General features: G+C 58.3%; 20 protein-coding genes. 2 read left to right on the top strand and 18 right to left on the bottom strand.

Features of this window, described 5'->3' with window-relative positions; genetic code table 11:
* The 3 genes from VL688_00710 to pckA form a co-directional block, all read right to left on the bottom strand.
* Positions 1–520, bottom strand: a 520-nt coding sequence (locus VL688_00710; protein HTL46565.1) for a hypothetical protein, incomplete at its 3' end; no start/stop codon positions are given.
* 77 nt (positions 521–597) lie between these two features.
* Positions 598–1,014 (bottom strand): secondary thiamine-phosphate synthase enzyme YjbQ, encoded by a 417-nt coding sequence (locus tag VL688_00705; protein ID HTL46564.1) that lies wholly within the window; start codon positions 1,012–1,014, stop codon positions 598–600.
* Positions 1,014–2,612 (bottom strand): phosphoenolpyruvate carboxykinase (ATP), encoded by a 1,599-nt coding sequence (gene pckA, locus VL688_00700; GenBank protein HTL46563.1) that lies wholly within the window; start codon positions 2,610–2,612, stop codon positions 1,014–1,016. The genes VL688_00705 and pckA overlap by 1 nt, the downstream gene beginning before the upstream one ends.
* An 89-nt stretch (positions 2,613–2,701) precedes the next feature.
* Between pckA and VL688_00695 the strand changes: the two genes are divergently transcribed.
* Positions 2,702–2,908 carry a hypothetical protein gene (locus VL688_00695; protein ID HTL46562.1) on the top strand — a complete coding sequence of 69 codons (207 nt, stop codon included), beginning with the start codon at positions 2,702–2,704 and terminating at the stop codon, positions 2,906–2,908.
* Between the two features lies 1 nt (position 2,909).
* Here VL688_00695 and VL688_00690 read toward each other — a convergent pair whose 3' ends face one another.
* From VL688_00690 to typA, 4 genes are all read right to left on the bottom strand, one after another.
* Positions 2,910–3,791: a class I SAM-dependent methyltransferase gene (locus VL688_00690; GenBank protein HTL46561.1), complete on the bottom strand. Its 882-nt coding sequence runs from the start codon at positions 3,789–3,791 to the stop codon at positions 2,910–2,912.
* Between the two features lie 158 nt (positions 3,792–3,949).
* Positions 3,950–4,240 carry a hypothetical protein gene (locus tag VL688_00685; GenBank protein HTL46560.1) on the bottom strand — a complete coding sequence of 97 codons (291 nt, stop codon included), beginning with the start codon at positions 4,238–4,240 and terminating at the stop codon, positions 3,950–3,952.
* 413 nt (positions 4,241–4,653) lie between these two features.
* Complete coding sequence (locus tag VL688_00680; GenBank protein ID HTL46559.1) at positions 4,654–5,787, bottom strand: hypothetical protein; 1,134 nt, start codon at positions 5,785–5,787, stop codon at positions 4,654–4,656.
* Between the two features lie 60 nt (positions 5,788–5,847).
* Positions 5,848–7,683, bottom strand: coding sequence for a translational GTPase TypA (gene typA / locus VL688_00675; GenBank protein ID HTL46558.1), 1,836 nt, complete (start codon positions 7,681–7,683; stop codon positions 5,848–5,850).
* A gap of 180 nt (positions 7,684–7,863) precedes the next feature.
* On the opposite strand from typA, the gene VL688_00670 reads away from it, so the two are divergent.
* Positions 7,864–8,385, top strand: a complete 522-nt coding sequence (locus VL688_00670; GenBank protein ID HTL46557.1) for a DUF3592 domain-containing protein — start codon at positions 7,864–7,866, stop codon at positions 8,383–8,385.
* A gap of 178 nt (positions 8,386–8,563) precedes the next feature.
* On the opposite strand, the gene VL688_00665 is transcribed toward VL688_00670, so the two are convergent.
* The 11 genes from VL688_00665 to VL688_00615 all read right to left on the bottom strand — a co-directional run bounded on the left by VL688_00665 (position 8,564) and on the right by VL688_00615 (position 22,427).
* Positions 8,564–10,402, bottom strand: a complete 1,839-nt coding sequence (locus VL688_00665; protein ID HTL46556.1) for a glucoamylase family protein — start codon at positions 10,400–10,402, stop codon at positions 8,564–8,566.
* 66 nt (positions 10,403–10,468) lie between these two features.
* Entirely contained in the window at positions 10,469–10,999 is a 531-nt protein-coding gene (locus VL688_00660; protein ID HTL46555.1) for a thioesterase family protein, read from the bottom strand.
* 395 nt (positions 11,000–11,394) lie between these two features.
* On the bottom strand, positions 11,395–11,793 hold the full coding sequence (locus tag VL688_00655; GenBank protein ID HTL46554.1) for a DUF2231 domain-containing protein: 399 nt from the start codon (positions 11,791–11,793) through the stop codon (positions 11,395–11,397).
* Between the two features lie 74 nt (positions 11,794–11,867).
* Positions 11,868–15,668: a hypothetical protein gene (locus VL688_00650; GenBank protein ID HTL46553.1), complete on the bottom strand. Its 3,801-nt coding sequence runs from the start codon at positions 15,666–15,668 to the stop codon at positions 11,868–11,870.
* A gap of 227 nt (positions 15,669–15,895) precedes the next feature.
* Positions 15,896–16,171 carry a hypothetical protein gene (locus tag VL688_00645; GenBank protein HTL46552.1) on the bottom strand — a complete coding sequence of 92 codons (276 nt, stop codon included), beginning with the start codon at positions 16,169–16,171 and terminating at the stop codon, positions 15,896–15,898.
* Positions 16,171–16,917: a hypothetical protein gene (locus tag VL688_00640; protein ID HTL46551.1), complete on the bottom strand. Its 747-nt coding sequence runs from the start codon at positions 16,915–16,917 to the stop codon at positions 16,171–16,173. The genes VL688_00645 and VL688_00640 overlap by 1 nt, the downstream gene beginning before the upstream one ends.
* Before the next feature lie 142 nt (positions 16,918–17,059).
* A complete protein-coding gene (locus VL688_00635) occupies positions 17,060–18,253 on the bottom strand; it encodes an MFS transporter (protein HTL46550.1) in 1,194 nt (397 codons plus the stop codon).
* Between the two features lie 80 nt (positions 18,254–18,333).
* A complete protein-coding gene (locus tag VL688_00630; protein ID HTL46549.1) occupies positions 18,334–19,446 on the bottom strand; it encodes an HD domain-containing phosphohydrolase in 1,113 nt (370 codons plus the stop codon).
* Between the two features lie 145 nt (positions 19,447–19,591).
* Positions 19,592–20,716 carry a TDP-N-acetylfucosamine:lipid II N-acetylfucosaminyltransferase gene (locus VL688_00625; protein ID HTL46548.1) on the bottom strand — a complete coding sequence of 375 codons (1,125 nt, stop codon included), beginning with the start codon at positions 20,714–20,716 and terminating at the stop codon, positions 19,592–19,594.
* 42 nt (positions 20,717–20,758) lie between these two features.
* A complete protein-coding gene (rffA, locus tag VL688_00620; GenBank protein ID HTL46547.1) occupies positions 20,759–21,904 on the bottom strand; it encodes a dTDP-4-amino-4,6-dideoxygalactose transaminase in 1,146 nt (381 codons plus the stop codon).
* Complete coding sequence (locus tag VL688_00615) at positions 21,867–22,427, bottom strand: acyltransferase (protein ID HTL46546.1); 561 nt, start codon at positions 22,425–22,427, stop codon at positions 21,867–21,869. Before VL688_00615 ends, rffA begins: the two co-directional genes overlap by 38 nt.
* Positions 22,428–22,468 lie beyond the last annotated feature (41 nt).

The following is a 22,468-nucleotide window of genomic DNA, read 5'->3' as shown; positions in this document are numbered from 1 at the left end:
CTTGCGCAAGGAGATCGCGCGCTTCAAAGCCGCTCTCCTCCAGGTCCGGCTTCCATGCCCCCGAGGCCGCGGGCGCAAAGCATCCTTTTTCGATGAGGCCCAAGGCAAAGGCCGCGGCTTCTTTCCAGAAAAGAACCGAGGCACCAAAATTCAGTCCCGGCGCTTCGCCGGGCGAAGACAGAAAACGAAAGGCGTCCGCGGCGTTCAAGGAAAGGGTTTCCACCTTCCAGAATCTCATCTCCTCCGCCGCGGCGTCCGGGCCGCCGAGCTCGGGCGAAGCCTGGGGCGCTTTGGGTCCGGAAGGCAGGGAGAGTTTCAGGGATTCATAGCGGACATCGGGAGAAAATGAAACGCCGGGAAGGCGCGCCAGGACTTCGGGAAGCGACGCATGGCCGACCATGGCGGGATGCGGGGCCGTGCCCTGGGTTTCCGGCCTGCGCGTCCGCGCCGCGGAAAAAGTCGAAGTCTCGATCCAAAGATGAAGGCGGCCGGAGGCCCACAAAGCGTGTAAAACTTCCATGCAAGTATCTTATCTTGAAACGAAGAAAAGCGGCTTAAAAAATCGAGGTCGGGACGGCGGCGGACCGGGAAGCGGTCTTATTCCCCGATGATTTTGACGAGAACGCGCTTTTTCCTTTTGCCGTCGAACTCGGCGTAAAAAATCTGTTCCCACGGCCCGAAATCAAGCTTGCCGCGCGTGACGGCCACCACGACCTCGCGGCCGAAGAGCTGGCGCTTCAGGTGCGCGTCGCCGTTGTCTTCGCCCGTGCGGTGGTGGCGGTATTTCTGGACGTCGTAGGGCGCGGTCTTTTCGAGAAATTCGTCGAAGTCCTGGATCAGGCCCGGCTCGTCGTCGTTGATGTAAACGCTCGCTGTGATGTGCATGGCGTTAACAAGACAAAGGCCTTCCTGGATCGCGCTCTTACGCACGAGCTCTTCGACCTGCGGCGTGATGTTCAGGTATTCGCGGCGGTTCTTGGTCTGGAACGTGAGGTATTCGGTCAGGGACTTCATCAGACTTGGGGGCCGACGGCCGTGAGCGAACGCAGCTCCGGCCCGCATTGCTCCAGGAAATGTTCCTGGAACATGCGCGCCAGTTCGCCGGCTTTTTTCTCGTAAGCGGCGGGGTCTTTCCAGGTCAGTTTCGGGTCGAGGATTTTGGGCGGCACGCCCGGACATCCAATGGGGACAGCCAGGCCGAAATGCGGGTCGATCCGAGTTTCGATTTTCGCAAGGCTGCCGTCCAGGATGGCCTTCACGATCGCGCGCGTCACGGCAAGATCCATGCGTTTGCCGTTTGGATACGCGCCGCCGCTCCAGCCCGTGTTGACCAGCCATACGCGCACGTCGTACTTCGTGATTTTCTCTCCGAGCAGCTTGGCATAGGCCGCCGGCGGCAGCGGCATGAAAGGCCCGCCGAAGCAGGGACTGAACGTGGCCTGCGGTTCCTTCACGCCGGATTCGGTGCCCGCGACCTTGGCCGTGTAGCCGGAAATGAAATGGTACATGGCCTGTTCCTTGGTGAGCCGCGAAACCGGCGGCAGGATGCCGAATGCGTCCGCGGTCAGCATCAGAATATTTTTCGGATGGCCGGATTGGCCGCTCAGGGTCATGTTCGGGATGTGGGAGATGGGATAGGTCGCGCGCGTGTTCTCGGTGATCGAGTCATCGTTCAGGTCGATGGCGCGCGTTTCCGGATCGATCACGACGTTTTCGAGAATGGTGCCGAAGCGGCCGGTCGTCGCGAAAATCTCCGGCTCCCCTTCCTTGGAAAGCCTGATGACCTTCGCGTAACAGCCGCCTTCGAAATTGAAAATGCCGTGGTCGCTCCAGCCGTGTTCGTCGTCGCCCACCAGCGTCCGGTCCGGCGCGGCCGAAAGCGTGGTCTTGCCCGTGCCCGAAAGCCCGAAAAAGATGGCGGCATCGTTTTCGTCGCGGCCGTAATTGGTGGAGCAATGCATGGGCAGCACGCCTTTTTCCGGAAGCAAATAATTCATGACCGAAAAAATGGATTTTTTGATTTCGCCCAGGTAGTACGTCCCGCCGATCATGACCATTTTCTGGGCAAAGTTCAGGAGGATGAACGCTTCGCTGCGCGTGCCGTCGCGGGCGGGGGCGGCCTTGAAGCCGGGGGCGTGCAGGATCGTGAATTGAGGCACGAGGTTCAGCATCTTCTCTTTGTTCTTTTCACGGATCAGCATGGTGCGGGCAAATAAAGCGGCGATCGCGCGCTCGGAAACGATGCGAGTCGGAATGCGGTAGCGCTCATCCGCGCCCGCGTAATGGTCCTGGATGAAAAGGTCTTTCGACGCCAGATAATCGCAGACGCGCTTTTTCAGGGCCTCGAATTTCGCGGGGTCGAAGGGCTTGTTGATCTTGCCCCAGTTGACCCTGGACTGGCTCGCCGGTTCGGAGACAATGAATTTGTCGTTCGGGAGGCGGCCGGTGTACGGCTGGGTATTGATGACGAAGGTGCCGCCATGCGAAAGCAGCCCTTCCGAACGGCGCAGGGCTTCTTCATAAAGCGCGGAGCGGGGCAGGTTCCAGTAGACTTTCGCCTTGGGCGTGATGCCCAGCGACTGCAGGCTTTTTTCCTTTTCAGGCGTCGGCATAAAACCTCGTCTTTGTATTATTTTACATGTCTTTCGCGCAAAAAGGAATCGCTGGCCATTCCACGGGAAGCGTTTTAGAATAAAAACGGATGGACGCCCGCAAACCCGCTTCTCTCAAAATCTACGATCCGAAAAGCGGCAGGCCCAAAGATCTCGACCGCCTGATCGAAAGGCTCGGCACGCTCGCGGTGGCGGAACAATTCGGCGTCAGCACGGCGACCGTCAGCCGCTGGCGCAAAGGCATCCATCGCCCTTCCCGCAGGACCATTTCCCAATCGCAAAAAAATTTATTCTGACTCACGCCGCCGAAGCGCTTTTGCCCGGCTCCAACTCGAATTTCTTGTCCAGGATCGACGGCGTCCTGAGCCCCTTCACGAACCAATATGGAAAAAAGGCATGCGGCTGGCAGTGCATGCCCTGATAAGCGGAAGCTTTCTGAACCTGATTCAGCAGCACGTTGATTTCCTCCGACGTGTACGCGCGGCGCATGCTCTTCACGCCGTCCCAGACCAGCGGCGTCGAGCCGCCGAAGAGATAGCCCCCGAATAACGCGAACGGAGGCCCCCAGAATCGCCTTTCCATGTCCACGATCATCCAGCCGAGCCTCGACACGCGCAGGATTTCGTCGAAAAACGCGCGGAGCTTTTCAAACGCGCGCACGTGATGCACGACATAACTCGACACCACAATGTCCATGCTCCGGTCTTCCAGCGGCTTCAGGTCCTGCCCGCTTCCGAGAATCAGCGTGGCCGGCACTTGCTTCTCCGCGAGATAATCCCGCGTCTTGTCGAGAAAATCCTTGTCCACGTCGATCCCGAAAAGCTGCACCGGAACTTCTTTTTTAATCGACCAGGCGTAAATCCTTTCGAGCAGTCCGCCGCCGCCCACGCCGATATCCAGAATTTTCAAAGGCCGGGACGGGCTTCTCTTTTCCGGCGGCAGCTCCATGATCAGGGCTTCCAATTCGGAAAGGAAAATCCTGAAATATCCGGACCGGCGATTGACGCCGTTCAGCCCGCGAACGAGGGCTACTCGTTCTTCCATCGGGAGCGCGGGATTTTCCAGGTACTCTTCTTCGTCTTTGTAAACCCACCGATCGAGCGACTTCCAAAGGCTCCTGGAGGGGTTGGAAAGACGGTCGATGACGGGCATTTCGCGGGAAGGATGAGAGCTGTCCATAAGATCCTTTTCGGTCCGGCCGAGCGTTTAAGGTAAGAAAGAAGCCTGTTTGGGAAATGGTTTATCTTTAGGATACGTCAGGTTCAGGGGAAACTTAATTGCGGGGGGAAATAAAAAACGGGGGCCGGTTTCGGCCGGCCCCCGTGTGAAACCTGGAATTACGCGGTCGCGCCTTTCGTGCACGGCAGAATCGAGTGGACATGGTCCGTCGTTTCGCCGTGGTAGTTGGGAACGGGCGAAGAAACAATGTTCCAAGCGCCGATCAGAATGCCTTCGACGCCATGGTACAAGCCCTCTCCCAATCCGGTGAAGAGCCCGGTCCCGTAATGCTTATCTACAAATATATCCTGGACCGGGTGATAAAGAAGGTCGAACGGTGCCGCGACGATGCGGTTAACACCATCCAGCATCATGCCTCCCATCTTCACGACGTACTGCGTGGAATCCACCTTGCCTTTGATCCAACTGTCAGTCTTGGGACATATCCCCGCCCAAGCGGACGCGGATCCCGCAACCAACAACACGACCAACAACAACGCGATCTTTTTCATGGGCCCCTCCCTTTTCCCCCGGCTCTTGCTTATCGGACTCTGTCCCCTTAAGCGGAACCGGGCCTGCTTCTCTACTCAAAGTGTAACTGGGTTGAGTGAAGCATTACAAAAAAAGTATCGTCCAGAAAGGGACAAAACCAAAGGGCGGATGCGGTTCTAAACCGGCGTAACTTAAAGACATAAGAAAGTCGGAGGGAATTTAAGAAGTAAGCCCTTAAAACCGCGACTTGATCCGGTTTTTTAGACATGTGTGCCGTTTGGAGTCATTTACGGAAAGCAGGGCCTTCCTTATTTATATAGCGGGAGGCAGATCAAAGTCGGGGCTTGGCGTTGGCGGGGGTTCTACGCGCCGTCGCATTGACCCGCACGGGCACGGAAGTGTCCTGGCTCTGCGGGGCGGGAGCGGCGGCAGGGGCCGCGGCAGCCTGCTGTTCAAAAAAGACTTTGCTCGAGTCCCACCATTCCAGGTACTTGTCGTAGGCGGTGAAAGGCCGGTGGAGCTGCGCTTTTTTGTCCATCAGCGTACAGGCCCTCACCAGCGCCATCAGGCTTTTATCTGAGCGGATGACCGAAGCCAGGAACCCGAGTTTCTGTTCCTCGCTGAATTGCGTGCTGTCCCAAAACATGGAAAGCATTTTTGGCCGCAGCAACGGAATGACTCCTTCGTACGAAGTCTTGAAATCCTGGAACGAAAGGTAGGCTTTGCTTTTCACCGGATCCAGCGCATCGGCGGTTCTGGCACTGCGGTCCCGAGAATCCGCCTCGAGGAAAATCTGCGCCACGGCCTGTCCCGCAATTTCACGGAATTTGTGGCTGCGGTCGCGGGACACGGCAAGGAGCCGCTCGAAGGCCTGGCGGTCGTCGTTTTTGGCCTGGACCACGAGAAGCTCAAACGCTTCCAGATCCTGCACGGCGGTAAGCGCGCGGCTGCTTTCGGCCCCCAGCCTTTCGATTTCCTGCGATGCTTTTTCGGAGAGCGGGGCCAGGATTTTTCCCACCTGCTCGTCCGCGGCTTTCACGGCGTAATCTTCGGCATGCGACCGCGCTTTGTCTTCGATCAGCACCTGCATTTCGCGGCTCGTCATGAACCGGTCGAGTTTGAGCGACGCCTGGCGCTCGAGCTCCCCAAATTCCTTCTGCCAGTCCGGCTTCAGCCGCGCGTCCATCCACGCAATGCCGGCCCAGACTCCGCCGAGCGAGCAAAGAAGCGCGATAAGCCCTGCGCCTGCGATGAGCAGAAAACGGCTGGGCACCGCGCGGGACGGACGTTTTTCTTTGAGCGTTTGAAGGTCGGCTTCGAGATCACGCAGCAGATCTTTGCGCAGGCCGGCCAGCCGTTCATCCAGATTGACTTCAGGCGCGGACGCGGGAGCGGCTGGCGCGGAGGTTTTTTGATCCTCTCTTGCCGGGGAAGGTTCCAGGAGTTTTTTCTTATAATTCAGCATGGTTCTCCGGGACTTTCAGGGATGGGTTATTCTAACTCGCCGGGCGGCAAGTGCAAGAAATTATTCGGCGCGCTGCGTGCGGGCGAAACGCTTGCGGTCGTTTTCGGTCAGGTACAGCTTGCGCAGGCGGATGTTTTTCGGCGTGATTTCGACGAGCTCGTCGTCGGCGATGAATTCGAGCGCGAATTCGAGCGTCATCTCGCGGGGCGGGATGAGCTGGATCGCCTCGTCGGCGCCGGCCGAACGCATGTTGGTCAGCTTCTTTTCGCGGATCGAGTTGACGACAAGGTCGTGGCCCTTGTTGTTAACACCCACGATCATTCCTTCGTACTGGTCATCACCCACTTTCACGAAAATCTCGCCGCGTTCCTGCAGGCCCCACAGCGCGTAGGCCACGGCCCCGCCGGCGGTCTGAGAAATGAGCACGCCGGACTGACGCTCCTTGAGCGCCCCCTTGTACTTCTGGTACTCAAGGAAGGTCTGATACACAATGCCCGTGCCGCGCGTCATGGTGAGGAACTTGCTGCGGAAGCCGATCAGCGCGCGGGAGGCAATGACATACTCGAGGCGGAGCGTCCCCGTCGAGGTGTTCATCATGTTGATCATGTCGGCGCGGCGTTCGCCCATTTCCTGCATGACGACGCCCTGATACTGAGGTTCGACTTCGATGAAGACTTTTTCTACCGGCTCCAGCGTCTCGCCGTCGATTTCCTTCAAAATGACCTGGGGACGGGAGACTTCCAGTTCATACCCTTCACGGCGCATGGTCTCGATAAGAATGGCAAGATGGAGTTCGCCGCGCCCCGAAACCTTGAAGCGTTCGCCGCCTTCGACTTCCTCGATCTTGAAACCGACGTTCATCATAGCCTCGTGCTCGAGGCGCTCGCGGATGTGCCGCGACGTCAGGAACCGGCCGCCGTCCTTACCGGCAAGAGGGCTGGTGTTATGCGAAAAATTCATGGAGATCGTGGGCTCGTCAATTTTGAGAAGCGGCAGCGCCTTGGGATCGGAGGGAGACGCAATGGTCTCACCCACCTTGGGATGTTCGATGCCCGCCACGCAGACGATCTCGCCGGCGCCCGCGGCCTGCGCCTCGACACGCGTGAGGCCCCGATACTTCAGGATCTTGGTAATCTTGCCGCGTTCGAGCGAGCCGTCGCGCTTGACCAGCGCCACGTTGTCGCCCATCGCGAGGCGTCCGTTGGCGATGCGGCCGATGGCCATGCGCCCCACGTACGAATCGTAGTCGAGCATGGTGACGAGCATCTGCAGCGGCTGATCTTCGTCGGCGACGGGCGGCAATACGCGATGCAGGATCGTTTCGAGCAGCGGGGTAAGGTCTTTCTTTTCGTCTTCGAGGTTCATGATCGCCACGCCGTCTTTGCCGGAGGCGAACACCACCGGGAAATCCAGCTGTTCGTCGGAAGCGTTGAGTTCGCAGAAAAGGTCGAAGGTCATGTCCACCACTTCGTGGGGACGCGCGTTCGGGCGGTCGATCTTGTTCACGACGACGATCGGCTTCAGGTGAAGCTCAAGAGACTTTTTCAGCACGAATTTCGTCTGCGGCATGGGGCCGTCCATGGCATCGACGAGGAGCAGCACACCGTCCACCATCTTCAGGATGCGTTCGACCTCGCTGCCGAAGTCCGCGTGGCCCGGCGTGTCGACGATGTTGATCTGCACGCCCTTGTAGGTGCAGGAGGCATTCTTCGAAAAAATGGTAATGCCGCGCTCGCGCTCCAGTTCGTTGGAGTCCATGACCGTGATTTCGCCTTCTTTAAATTCATAGGCGTTGGTGGCCTTCAGGATGGCGTCGACAAGTGTGGTTTTGCCGTGGTCGACGTGGGCGATAATGGCGACGTTCCGGATATCTTTATTTCTCTTGTGCGATGACATAAGCCGCGGATTCTACCAGAAGATGGTTAAAAACGGTAGTTTTCTTCTATCTTACCATATCGGCCCCCGGAGTCCGATAAACCCCGGGATTTCCGGCGCTGTTTTTCGGAATTTCCCCTATCCAGTTCCCAGGCCCTGTTTCCGATACTAGAAGCGGATATTTGAAAATCCCGGACCCTTATGCGCATTTCTCTTCATAATCAGAAAGGAATCGCCATTTCGCTCTTCATCATCGGTCTCGCGCTGGCCTCGGTGGGGATCTGCTTCCTGAACATCGGAAACCAGGCCGCGGGCATCACGGATTTCGTCAAGACGTGGACCGAGGCGCCCGGCACGCTGATCACGGCTGCGGTCGAGAAGAAGGGTGAAGCCGCGCTTCCTCACGTCGAATACCGTTACACCGCCAGCGGCAAGGAATACACGGGCCACAAGGTCTTCCTGAGCGGCGGGCCCTACGATCGTGTCCTGGAAACGCCGCAGGGCCTCGAAATCGATTACACGGAACAAAACGGCGATTCTCATTCCGTGACCTACGCGCCCAACACTTCCGTTCCCGTTTACTACAATCCCCGCGTCCCGGCCGAATCCGTGCTGAACCGCGCTGTCCCCGGCCCTCGCAAAAGATTCACGCTGCTCGGCGTGCTGGGCATTCTGCTGGGCATGTTCTTCATCGTGCGAAGCCTGGCCTACGGCCCGATCTAGAGCGACTAACAACATCCTGGTTAGAGCGAAAACTCGCAGGCCAAAGGGATTCGAGACGCGACGGGCAAAAAGCGCGGAAGCGTACTCAATGCAGTACGCTGAGCACTTTTTGGCCGGCGCAACGAAAAAGCCCGCAGGCATGCGAGTTTTCAGCCAAGCGGGGTTTTGTCAGGTGCTCTTAGCTCACGCTGAGCGACTGAATCAAAACTTCCCCGCGCGGGTGTTTTCCCGCCACGGAATTCTCGAAGACGAACACGATCTCGTCAAAGGCCTTGTTTTCCTGCGGCAGACGCACTTTCACGTTGTGCCAGCTCGAGGTAAGCGGCACGCGTTCGAACTGCACGCTTTTCCCGCGGTATTTGATTTCCACTTTCACGCTCTTCGGGAATCCCTTGTCTTCGCTGCCGCGGATCAGAAAGCGCAACGCCTGGAAGGCTCCGGCATTGAGATCAGGGAATTTCATGTACACGCCCGAATAAGTCCAGCGCCGGCGCACGTCATAGCGCACGCGGAGCGTTTTCCTGCCGTCCCCGCGGCCGTCCACGTCGTAGGAGGCCTTGGCATTGTCGGGATCATAAAATGTTCCGATGTCGCGGGTGCGTGCCAGAAGATCGAGCGCCGGCGAAGGTTCCGCCGCGGTCTTGGCCGGGGTCAAAACGCCTCGAACCTGGCGAAAAGCCGCATGTTTTTCTTCGCCCTTGAGCAGCATCATGCCTTTTCTCTCCCATCCTTTTTCCCGGAAGTAGGCCCAGAGATAATCCGCGGTCTGTTTTTTTCCTTCGAGCGCGCTGAGATAATTGCCCAGCGCCAGGACTTCGATGCCCTTGTCGCCCGCATGAATGTTGCGGTTCACGATGCCGGTCACGGGATCGAGCGAGCCGCAAAACCCGTAAGTCCTGCCCAGGCATGCCGGATACCGGCGCATGATAGCCTTCAGGTTTCTCAGGGCTTCCGCCGGAGTGTAGCGAAGCGCGAGAAACGTGGCATAAGGCACGACAAAATCCGCGGAATCGTCCTGATGCGCGATCGGCGGGATGCCTGCGGATTCATACCGGTTCTGCTCGGGCACCTGGCCTTCGGAAAATCCCCAAAGCCCGGTGTCGGAAACGCGCGAAGCCCAGTCCCTCTGGATTTTCAGCACGTTCCGGGCATTGCTGCCAAAGGCAAGCGGCGCAATCCTGTCGCCGCCCAGGATCTCGTCGGCCAGCAGGAAATCGGAAAGCCCGCCGGTCCACGAAATGATCACCGGGATTTCCTCGCCGGAACGCGCCTTGTAAGGCTTCACCAGCCGCTCCTGCGCCCACCACACGGCCGGAGGCACGTCACCTTTCAGCACCGCGATAAAAACTCCGACGCGGCCGGGATCATTGAGGCACAAATGATTTTCTTCCGACAGCTTGCCGGACGACGCGTCGAAACCGTTTTTCAGCAGCGAGCGGTCCCCCTCTTTCGGAAGGAAAAAATCATAATGGCGCTGTTCCACGAGCGTCGCGGCCTTGCGCGCCAGAGGCGTGCCAGGGTACGCGCCCGCCAGCGTCATCAGCGACGCATCGAGAAGCCCGTTTTGCTCGAAAGGGACGAACCGGTTCAGCGTGACGCGGAGCGACCGGTGGGGATCTTCGGAAAGCGTGTACCAGTTATAAAGGAAGCCTTCATAGGTCTCCATGCTTTCCAGGGTGTCGAGGATGAGGAAGGCGCGGTCGTAGGTTTCCGATTCGGTCAGATAGCCTCGTTCCTTCGAGAGCACGAGCTGGAAGAGGCGCAGGGCAATGTGTCCGGGGGAAGTTTTGGAGAAAACGGTGTCGCGCGGACGCTGGACAAGGCCGCCCTGCGCCACGGCCGCCACGTCGACGGGGAGGCCGGTGGCAGGGTCCACCATGCGCTCGAAGCCCTGGAATGCCGCGGCTTCGATCAATTTAAGATAGGATGCGTCCGTTTCGCTGATGCCTTCGTCCGCGCCGGCAGCGCGCGGAATAAAAAGGGACAGGAGCAGACAACTAAGGAAAAAATTTCTCATGGTCCCGAAAAAAATAAGACAATTTATAAAGATTGAAAGGATGTATCGGCGGGACGCAGGAAAAACTTAGTCGGGGTTTTTCTTTTTCGCGAGAAATTCGGTTTCGTTCCAGCGCAGGATGAAATCCGGAACCGGAGGAGAAGAGAGACCGGGCGCGGCCGCGGCGAAAATTTCGGCGGGAGTCACCGCGCCGTCTTTTCCGACGAAAGTGCCTTTGATGAATCCGACGACCGCGGCATCGCCCTTTCTTTCCAGCCGCTGTTCCAGGTAAATCCATTTCTCGTCCCAGCACACGATCCGGGTTTTGAGCAGGTAGGGGTCGAAGAGATGCATGGGCCGGCGGTACCGGACAAGCGTCGAGCCGACGACCGGTGTCCATTTTCCTTCGTTCATGGCTTTTTGGAGCGGGCTGCGGAGGATGAGGTCGAAGCGGCCCAGGTCCATGACCTGCAGCGCGCGCCCGTTGTTGAGGTGCAAAAAAATGTCCAGATCGTTGGGCAGAACGGTCATGGGCAGCACCGACGTCTCGAGCATGCCCCTTTTCTTTCCCAGGCACGCGGCCAGCCAGATCCAAAATGTCCGAAACATGAGGTTCATGGTTCCTTCCGAGGGACTTTGTTAGATGCTCTTAAATATCGGCAGCCGCGCCTGCTTCCGTGACATCCCTTGCCAGCCTCTTCCAATCCAGCACGGCGGTTGGGAAGGATGCCGGAAAGGCTGGATTGGAAAAGGGCTGATCGTGGGAGAAAAGAAAGGAAGCCGCGGGCTTTGAAAAAGTCTCGGAGTAAGAAGGAAGAGAGGTCTTGTCCCCTTTTGAGCCGGCTGAGGTTGGAAGACGTTTCGCCATGACTCAAAAAAACCCGGCTGGAAAATTGATGCGGGCGGGTTTGGAAAAAAAATACCCCGCGCCGCGGCGCTCTTCAAGGGCGAGCGCACATAAACGCGAGGCTGATTCCGGATGAAGGTAATTGCTAGAACCGCCGCTGTCCGTACTAATCGATCAGGAATCCGCCGAAATAGCCCGTCAAGCCGGCCAGAAGGGCCGAGGCCGCGGCCCCCGCGGCAAGGCTTGCCCAGGAAGCGCCCGGATTTTGCCGGGCCTGGCGCCAGCGGGGAATGCGGATCAGGTTGATCACGGCGAAGGTCAGGGCGGAAAAGACATGCCTCTGGACCCGGTCATTGCGCAGCCCGGCAAAGCCTCCGAGATCCACGAATCCGGCGCCGACCACAAACGGCAGGCTCAGGAGACAGAGCACGAAGGTCAGGAAAGCGAACCGGAAATATTCGTCATTCTTTTTGACGCGGCCCAGGACGAGGAGTAAAAACTCCAGGAATGAAAAAGCGATGGGAAAATGGACAAGCGGCGGATGGTAGAGGAATGTTTCGGTCATGGTTTCCTTTTCTGCGCGGCCTTGGGCCAATCGCATCAGGCCTATTCTATCACAGGAAGGAAATCCGCTGTCTCTTACGCCGCCATGGACACGACAAGCCGCGCTTCGAATTCCCTCACGAGGCCGCGGAGCGCGTCGTCGACGATCGTCAAAAAGCCCTGGGAATCCCGCCCGATTCCCGGCAGCACGCGGCCAGCTTCTTCATATTGGGTCCAAAGCAGCGCCGCGGCCAGAAGTCCCGCCTCCGCGTCCGCCGAAGCATACCGGAAGAAATAAAGATCGCTTTGGGTCCGCTTGAGAAATTCCGCGCGGACCCGCGCATTATCTTTCGAAAGATGGACGCTGACAGCCTTCTGGAAACTCCGGAGCCCGCGCGTCTCGTCGAAAGCCGCCTGTCCGCCCTGCGACAGGATCCACACATTGCGGAAGCGCCGGCTCAATTCGCGGAAAGGCTTCAGGCGCGCATCGGCCAAGTCCGCGCCGTAAATCACCAGCTTTACTTTTTCGTGATACCGGTAAGCCATCGTGAAAATCTCCAGCCCCTGCGCGTTCCATGCGTTTCTATCCCGGTCCCAGAAACGGTCCGAGAGGTCTTGGTAATCGAGATAGACGGCCACGGGCGTTTTCAAACGTTTCAAGGCGCGGTCGATATCTCCCAGGCCGGGATCGAAGCGGAGCTCAGAATGTCCCGAAGCCCGCTGGATCGCGGCATAAAAATCGCGCGCCGCCGTCCGCTTCTTCTCGGAGCGCAGGACCGCTTCCGGATTCCCCACCCAATACATCCCGTAACTGCGCGACGACTCTTCTTTTTCCGGCTTCCAGTCCGGCAGAAGGTCTTTGGCGTCCATGGGAGTGAGTCCCATAAATCCAAAAATCGTCGAAGACTCTGTGGCTTCGAGGATATACCGCGTGCCGGGTTTGGCCGCGGCGAGAAGAAGATTGCGCGTGGAAAGATAGGCCGTCGCCAGATAGTGCAAGTCGTCCGGCGACGGTGACTTCAAATAAGCGGCATGGCTGTTGGCATAGCTGACGTTGCGCTGGAAAAGATAATCGGCTTTCCTCTTTCCCATTGCATGGCGCACGAGGGGCCGCATCTGGTCATAATCATACAGGTTGATCTTCACCGCTTTCGCCTTGAGCATGCCCGTCACAAACTCGGATTTTTCGAGGCCGATGTCCGCCAGTCTCTCCCCTCTTTCCAGTTCGTCAAAAGTCCTTTTGGCATAAATCAAAAGCGCCTGCGAATCGAAACCGTAATAGCGCACCTTCCAACCCGACGGCTTTTCGCCGGCCGCGGCAAAACGCGGGCTTTTCAGCACCGTGTAGAAGCTTTTCAGGACGTCCTGGGGTTCGATCATGGGAAGGCCCAGGCCGAATGAGGCAAACGTCATGGACCGGTCGCCCTGCGCGATTTTTTGCGCGATCCGTTTTTCCATATCGGCCTCGAGCATGCGGCGCGCGGATTCTTCGAACTGAAAATGACTCGTCCAGGCCGAAATACCGGTCAGATTGAACTTGGTCAGCGACTCATCTTTAAAGCCGGGATTGAGCATGCGCTGCTCTTTGATGAGCGCCTTCATGCCGGCCACCATGCGCAGTTCGCTCTTGAAATATTTTTCTTTGACCGCCAGGATTTTTCCGCGGGAAATCGCGGTGTCCGGCATGGGCGTGTCCTGCGGCGCGGTGTAACGGCTGACGTAGCCGGGCAGGCTGTATGGGGATTCGATTTTCTTCAACTCGAGGTCCGGCGAAAAATATTTCAGCCGCGCCTGCGCGAGTTTCGTCGAGCGAACGATCTCTTCGGGAAGTACGTGTCCCGCGCGCAGGGCTTTGGCGAGATTTCTCGCCAGCGCTTCCGACTCCTGCATTTGCCCCGTTCTTTCGGGCTGCTTGTCCGTATCGGCCCCCTTTTCCAGGAGCGCCTGGTATTTGTCCAGGATCGGCTGCACTTCAGCGCGCGCTTCCGGCGGCAGAGCGGCGGCGAGCTTCACGAGCGTCGGGATATTCTGGATGTCTCCGTTCAGCTCCATAAGCATCCCCGCGGGAGTAATTTCCCGCAAAAGCGCGTAGGCCTGCGCGCCCAGGCCGTTGGCCGCATGCTCCGGCTTGACGAACAGCGCCGGTGTCACGCTGAAGCCGCCCGCCATGGAAATTTCGAATTTCAACTGCGCCGCATGCTGGCCTTCATAGCTTAAATTCACCACGACAGTCAGCTCTTCGTCGCCGGAAAGCGAGCGCGTGATCACGCCCCCGCTGACCTTGTACCGTTTGCCGTCCCTTCCAACGAAGCGGTATCTCGAAAAAATCTCCAGAAAAACATACAGATGCCCGTACAGAACAAAACGCCATTCGTTGTCGTCGCGTTCTCGCCCGGAAAGCCTGTTGAGCCGGGGGAAATGCTCATCGCTGTAGTCCTGCATGGCTCTCAGCATCCCGCGCGCTTCGAGAATGACGCCCCGGTTCGTCTGCTCGATTGCTTCGGGAGTTTCGTCCGCACGCAATTCGGATTTCGAAGCTTCCAAGGCCAGGGCGGCCTTGATCGCGGGAAGCTGGACGGTCTGGAATTGGGCGGGACTGAAAATCGAGATCATGCGCTCTGGCGGCACGGCCGTGGCGGCCTTTTCGAAATCATACGGGCTTTCCTGCGACGTCATCAGCTGCCGGTAATAATTTTCATGGACGGCGTCGGAGCCGGAAATCTTCGGCGCGACGACCTGGTAAGAAAAGCCGAGTTCTTCGAGGAGGCGCTTGATGTTGTTTTTGTGGAAGCCGCCGAAGACAATCACGGCCGACTGCGCGGGACCGCGCTTGAAAGCTTCGAGCCTGCCGCGCAGCGCTTCATCGCGCTTCTCCGCGGTCCGGTAAAACGCGGAAGCGGCGGTAACCAGGCCTTCCCATTTGCTGGAAAGCACGACCGATTGGCCGAGAAGGCGCGCCGTGAAATCCGCGAACGCCTGCGTCCGCAGCCTTTCGAGCGCCGCACTCGAGGCCTCGAATTCCAGCGGCGACACTTTGACTTCCGAGAGGCGCGCCAGCAGGTCCAGATCGCGATGGTATTCGAAAATCTGTTTTTGTTCCGCGCCGGTCAAAACATTTCCGGCGATGGCCGTTTCCCACGCTTCGATTTCCGTGAAAAAGTCCCGAGCCTCGATATCTTCGAGTTTACGCAGGGCTTCCGGAGAAGGCGTTTTCCCTTCCAGAACGAGCGAAAGGCGCGGATAGCGCGCGGCCATTTCCTCGCGGGGAAATTGTTTCGCAAAAAGGGCGTCCGTGCTTTGGAGGTACTCCAGCAGCTCCATCTCGCCGGCGTGAAAACGGTCCCGCATACGCACCCACAGCACCGCTTCTTCCGGATAAAATTTCTTCATCAATTTCCGGACCTGTTCCTGGAGCGCCGAGAGATCCTCGCGCACGCCGCTCTGGAGCGCGGCGTTTTTCCGGTACCAGGCGATGTTTTCCGCGTGAAGACGGGCATTGTCCGCTCCAATGAGATTGAAATCGCTCGATCGGTTGACATGCGCGTATTCCGCGGCGCTGAGGCGCAGCCTGTCCATGAGGAAGTAAGAAACCTGCCGTTTGAGCGGCGCTGCGATGCTTTGGAAATAAGCATCCGTGGGAACGGGGCCTTCGTAGCCTTCTTCGAAAACCGTGCGGACACCCCCCTTTTCCACCAGGCCGCCGATGATCTTCGCGATATTTTCCTGGGCTTCGAGGCAGTCGTGCGCGTCCTGGAGATACAAAATCGTTTTGGCGCCGGGGCGCTGGACGGATTCTTCCACGGTGCCGAGTTCCATGGGGATCGAGAAAGAAGAAGGCGCGGCGGAAAACGCGCGGACCGGAGGCGGACTTTGCAAAAGCCCGAAGGTAAATAGCAAGAAAAGGGCCGTTTGTCGAGGAGCGCGGCGACGGTTGTAGGAGAAGAAAGTCATCCGGTCACGCAAACCCGTTTGGCCGTTGCGCCGGGTTTGATAAAAGGTACCCGCAGGGGCGGCTTTTCTCAAATTAAGGAAGGCGCGAATGCGGGCTTGATTGCAGGTGATCAAGAATGCTAGGCGGCGGTCCTGGGGGTTTGGGATGCGCTCAGGATGAGGAGAAAAACGGCTTACGAGTGCTGCGCAGCAGCCATTCGGGCGAGATACTTTTCCGGGTTACGCTTGAAGCTGCGGACGCAGCTGCGGCAGCAGAGGTAAATCCTCTGGCCTTTGTAGTCGGCGTAAAATTTTTCCTTCACCTTTTCCCCGGGCATGACCGGGCAATCCATGCCTTTGTGAAAAAGGGCCGGCTTCGAGGCCGCGGCCTGCAGCGGCGCCGCGGCGAAAAACGCGCCCGCGATCACGGCCGCGGAAAGAAAACGAGAAAAGCGCCTCAGCGATTTCATCAGAGAGGAACTCCCACCACCACGTTGGCCTGGACATCGTCCGCGGCATGATTGATTCCGAAAACCACGCTGCCTGCGAGCCAGAAGTACTTGCCTTCCCAGGCCAGGGACGGCCCAAGCGCAAGCTCATTGCGGCGCGTTCCGGGTTCCCAATAATTGCCGGTGAATTCCACGCCCGGGCGGAAGCCGCCGGGCACCGCGTAGCTCGCGGCAAACGCAAACTCGGGCTCGGTGCGGCCGTCTTCGCCAAGCTGCGATTCCAGGATCTGGTTGTAGGTCACGTTCAGATCGCCGAGATCTTTGGAGAGGACGATCTTGCCTTCGATCGTGTTGGGATTGTTTTCTCCCGGCTCGGTTTCCCATTCGAGATAAACCAACGGATCGACCCAGTACTTGCCTTTTTCGCCGATGCGGTATTTGGTTTCAAATTTGAAACCGCCATAACCGGTGGCGTCGTCGTTGCCGATCACGTTCTGGGTTTCCCAGAATTCGTAATGCGCGATCGTCCAATGGTCCGTGATGCCGTACTCGAGCTCGGTCTGGTATTTCCACTTGTTTTCATTCGTAGCGTGGCGGTTGGGAACGTCGAGCTTGGTCCACTGTTCGATTTCAAACTGGTTCTGCGGGATCGTGCGGTATTGTTCGGTAAAAGTATAGTAGCGGGTATGGGCCTCGGCGGCGCTCAAAACTCCGACCATGAAAACAGCGGTTGCGGTGAGACCTTTAAGAAAACGGGACACTTTCATTTCTTGCTCCTTGAGGGATTCGCCGCGAACGGCACTATTCAGATTCATGACTAATAGGACAGAATCTTATTCAGATTTTGTCTGATGTCAAGGAAAAATCCTGCCCCGGAAAGCGTGTGACATCGGGGAAAACGCTCGAAGCTCAGGCGGGACGGGAGCTTGTACTCAGGATCCAGGCAAGAACAGCCACGACGGCGGCGCAGCCTAGGGCCGCCATGAAAGTCTGGTCCAGGTTCATCCATCCCCTGTCCCTCAAAAATCCGGCGAGCGAGCTGCCCACGCCCACGCCGAGCATGAGCGCGGCCACGCAGCCGCCGGCCAGCGTGTCGCGCCAGCGATCGTAAAAGCGCGTGGAAAGGCTGATCGAGAGCGGAAAAAAGTAAGAGCATCCGAAGCCCGTCGCCGCGTAGATCAAGAGTACGCGGGCCTCCTCGCGGTTGGCCAGGTTTGCGGCCAATGCCCCCATGATCAGGAACGGCGAGATCCGGTAAAGAGGCAGCGGCTCAAAGCGCGCGGCATAAAAAGCGGCGGCCAGGCGCCCCGCGGTCAAAGAGAACCAGAAAACCGACAGGCACGCCAGCGCCGCGCCTTCGGAAAATCCTTTGTCCTGATTCAGGTAAGTCACGGACCAGTTGCCGATCGTGGATTCGACGATGCCGTAGAAAAAAACCGTCACGAGGAAAAGCCGCGCGCCGGCCGGAAAGGGCCCCGGAGGCACGGGCGGCCGGGACACGATGCCGGACAAAGGCCCCATGCGGTGAGCGTGCGTCAGGCGGCAGGCGAGTCCCACGAGAATCAGCGCGAGAAGCGTGACCGAGACGGACGCGGGCCAATTCCCCTGCCGGATAAAATGGCCGGCGAGAAGCGGCGATACCGCGGCGCCGATGCCGAGAAAAGCATGCATTCCGGCCAGGAGCGCGTCGCGCCGCGCGGAAAAAAGATCCACGATGTAGAGGTTCATGGCCGTGAAAAAAAGGCCGAAGCCCAGGCCGAGGAAAAAATTGGCAGTGAGCAGAAGGCCGAAGCTTGCCATGTTGCGATGCGGGGTCAGGCGCACCAGGCCCAGGAAAATCAGAAAGAGAAGATTCGCGAAATAGCCCGCGTAAAAAAGACGCGGCCTTTTGAACACGGCTTCGAGACGGGCAAAGGCCAGCGTGCAGGCCGCGGCCGTCAGCACCATAGGAAGAAAAACCAGGCCGTACTGCGGGTCCGTGATCCCGGAAAAATCCGGCGATTTCAGGACAAAGCTGGAGCCCGGGAGAAGAATGAGGCACAGCCCCTGCACGAACGAGCCGAGGTAAAACACCGCGGCTTTAACTTTTTTCGATTCGCTCATCGCCTCTCCGGGCGGAATGACAGACGGTGGAAGAAAGGACGCTCCATTATAGGGATTCGGGCGGGCTTGTCTAATGCGGCTTAGTGTTTATTTTCTTCGAAGATGCGGCAAAATTCCATGTGCGTCGTCTTGAAGATATTGATGAGTTTGGGATCGAAATGTCCGGGCATGACGCGGCCGTCGCCTTCCAGAATGATCTTGCAGGCCTTCTCATGATCGAAGGCCGGCTTGTAATGCCGTTTGCTGCGCAGTGCGTCGTACACGTCAACGAGCTGCAGGATCCGGCCCTCAATGGGAATCTGCTCCCCTTTCAGACCGCGCGGATAACCGGAGCCGTCCCAGCGCTCGTGATGATGGAGTGAGATGGAGGCGCCGAGAATTAAAACAGGCGCATGCGCGCTTTTCAGGATGTCGTAGCCGATCTCAGGATGCTTCTTCATGATCTTCCATTCTTCTTCTGTCAGCGCCTCGCCTTTGAAAAGGATTTTGTCCGGGATTCCGATCTTGCCGATGTCGTGCATGGGGCTGGCATAAAGCAGCAGCTCGACGACGTTTTCGCTGAGGCCCGCGGCGCGGCCGAGCGCGGCGGAATAAAGGCTGAGCCGCTTCACATGGCTTGCGGTTTCTTCGTCTTTGTATTCGGTGGCGCGCGTCAGGCTGTAAATCGTCTCGAGGTAGGCCTCTTTCACCTGCTGGTGCATGGCGTCGATTTCTTTCACGGCCTGCTTGAGCTGCTCGGTGCGGTCATTGACCTTCACTTCCAGGAACTCTTTTTTGTTTTCCAATTCCTTCTGCAGCTGCCGCACTTTCAAAAGATTCTGGATGCGAACCAGAGTCTCCGTGACTTTCATGGGTTTGTTCAGGAAATCCGTGGCGCCGGCGCTGAGGGCGCGCACGCAGATGGATTCGTCCGCTTCGGCGGTGAGGACAAGAACCGGCACGAAAGAAACCTGGCGGAATTCTTTCAGCAGTTCCATGACCTGGAAGCCGTCGACGTACGGCATGCGGATATCGAGCAGGATGAGATCGGGTTTGTATTCCTTGAAGACTTCGACGACCTGGCGCGAGTCGGAAATGTACCGCACCATGGAGAATTCATTCTCTTTGAGGGTCTCTTCGAGCATCATCCCGATGTTGATGTCGTCATCAACGATCAGGATCTTGGACTCGCGGATCTTCGTATCGGTTTCCATCAAGCTTGCTTCCGAACAGTTCTGATGCCGTCTTTTTAGGGTTCAAGACAAAGTATGCCTGTCCGGAAAGCAATCTACAATCCACGTCAAAAATTAATTGTAAGTCTTTTATTTATATATGGTTATAAAATAATATCAACAGGGTCTAACGGCGGGTTTTGAGAAGGGATTCGAGATCGCGGATGGCTTTCAACGCGCGGCCGCGTTTCCAGAATTCGCCGACGATCCGGCGGTTCGCCTCCCTGTCCCCTTCGCCGAGGCCCTGCCAGGCCGCGGGTGACGGCTGCTCGAGCTCCGTGACGGGAAAAAGTTTGATGCCCATTTCCAGATACCAGCGGTAAACCGGATTCTCGGGCCGAAGAAAAACCTTGGCTCCCTTGTACAAGGCGGCGCTGATATTGCCGAGCGCCTGCTGGCGGCGATGATTCATGATGACGATGCCGCAGTTCGACAAATGCGCGAAATAACGTTCCATGGGCATCCATGCGGTAAGCGGCTTGAAGCGGTCTCCCAAAAGCCGCGCGCCTTCTTCAACTACCCGGGCCGTATAAAGCCCGCCGGGATCCGCGTAACTCAGCGGCACGATCACGTTCCGGTCCTGCGCCGTTTCCCGCAGGAGCTTCAACGCGTCGACGTGATTGTTCGAAGCCGCGGCCGAATTGCCCAGCAGGATGTCATTTCCCATCATGCGGGGAGGCCCCTTTTCCAAAACATCCTCGGTCGTTTGATACGGCAAGCCGTGATAAATCGCCCGCATTGCAGGCAAGGCGCCGCGCACATTCTCTTCTTCGACCGGCAAAACGCTGAAGACGTTGATCCGGCCAGCCACGGAAACCAGCGGCTCGCCGACGGCCTGGGAGCCTGCGGCCCGTTTCGCAAGGCGAAGCAGGGCCTTCAGCCAGTCTTTCAAATTCCGCCGGCTGTTCCGGAGGTCCGCGCAAATCCGCGCAGTGTCCGGCAGCAACAGCCCTTCCTTGCCGCCCGTCAGAAGATGCGCATAATCAAATCCCCAGCCGCACCACACGACAAGGATTTCCGGAGGGAGCCTCTTGATCGCGCTGGCGAACGCGGCCAGCATGCCGTGAATCACCACAGCGTCGTAATTCCGGACTTCCTGCCTCAATTCTTCGGAGCTGAAATAAGACGGCGGCACCGTGCGCGTGCGCGGCAGTTCGGGCGAAGGTTCCAGAGGAAGCTTAGGATGTTCGCAGAAAAGGAATGTGTTCCCGCCCGGAAACGCCTCTTCGTAAAGGCTCCGGACCAGCGGCATGAATTTTTCATCGTTTGCAAAATGCAGGATTCGCATGGGCTTTTACGGCGGGAGCGCGCGCCGCAGCGCCTCGAGGACGCGGCCGGCATCCACGCCGATCCACAGAGGCAGGCGGATGAGGCGCGAGGCTGCGTCGGAAGTCACCGAAAGCGGGCCGCTTGCCCTGCCGAAACGCCGGCCCGCGGGAGAACTGTGCAGCGGCACATAATGAAACGCGGCGGCCACGCCTTCGTCACGCATTTTTTTCAGGACGCGCGTGCGTTCTTCGGCCGAGCGCATGAGAACGTAATACACATGCGCATTGTGCCGGCACGCGGCCGGGATGACGGGCCTGCGCAGGCGCTCCTGGGCTTCCAAAGCCTGCAGCGCTTCGTGATACGCATTCCACACAGCCATCCGTTTGCGGATGATTTCCTCAACGATTTCCAGCTGACCCCAGAGAAAAGCCGCCGTCACTTCGCTGGCCGCGTAACAGGAGCCCATGTCCTGCCAGGTGTAGTGATCGACTTCGCCGCGCAGGAAACGCGCCTGGTCGGTTCCCCGGTCGAGCAGGATTTCCGCGCGTTCTCTCAAGCTCTCATTATTAATAAGAAGCGCTCCTCCGTGTCCCGACGTAATCGGCTTGGTTTCATGAAAGCTCAGGCAGCCGAGATCGCCGAGGGAACCCAGGGGACGCTCTTTATAAGTCGCGAGAATGCTGTGGGCCGCGTCCTCGATCACCCGTAAGTCGCGCCGCTTGGCAATGTCCAGGATCCGTTCCATGTCGCAGGCCACGCCGCCGTAATGGACCGGGACAATCGCCTTGGTCCGCGGAGTGATGGCCTCTTCGACAAGTTTTTCATCCAGATTGAGCGTGTCCGCGCGGATGTCGACGAAGACCGGCACGGCGCCGCGCAGCACGAAAGCGTTCGCGGTGGAGACAAAGGTAAAAGACGGCAGGATCACTTCGTCGCCCGGCCCGACCCCGGCCAGGAGGGCCGCCATTTCGAGCGCGGCCGTGCACGAATGCGTGAGCAGGGATTTTTTGACGCTCAGCCGCTTTTCGAACCACGCATTGCAGCGGCGTGTGAAATCGCCCTCGGCCGCGAGCTTTTCCGCCGCGACCGCTTCGGCAATGAAGGAAATCTCTTTGCCGGAAAGATGGGGTTTGTTAAACGGGATGGGAGCGGAATTTTTTTTCGAGTTCAAGGAGATCTCGGTGACGTTCTTTGACGCGCCGGGCCGGAATGCCGACATAGATTCCCCAAGGCTCGGTGCTGTGCACCACCATCGCCATGGCCCCGACCGCGGTGCCTTCCGCGAGCGTGACGCCCGGAAACACGATGGCCTTGGCGCCGAGGCCGGAATGTTTTTTGAAATGCACGGGGGCCTTGGTTTCGTTCTTGTATTCGTCGGGGACCGTGGGATTGGTGAGCGTCTTGCCGGTGTAATCGTCCGATTGCGTGAAGGCAAAAGCGCCGTAGGCCATGCCCGTAAAATCGTCGAAGACGATCCCCTTCTCGCCCCCGGCCACGAGGCAAAGCGGCGCGATGTGGATGTAGCTGTTGAAAACGATCCGGCCCGAGACCACGCAGAAATCATCAATGCGCACGTGGTCTCCGATTTCCATTTGAGGGGCATCGTAGACGCTCGCGCGGTCGCTGATCTTGACGTTCTTGCCCAGCTTCCTGAAGCCCATGGCTTCGAGCTGGGGCTGGCTGAGATAGGGCATGAAAAATCTCCGATTTCAGGAGTTATCGTGCCCTAGAGTAT

The organism is Verrucomicrobiia bacterium, assembly GCA_035495615.1.
Classification (GTDB): Bacteria; Omnitrophota; Omnitrophia; order Omnitrophales; family Aquincolibacteriaceae; genus DATJFP01.
Note: the sequence above shows the minus strand (reverse complement) of the source record. Positions and strands in the feature narration are given on the sequence as shown.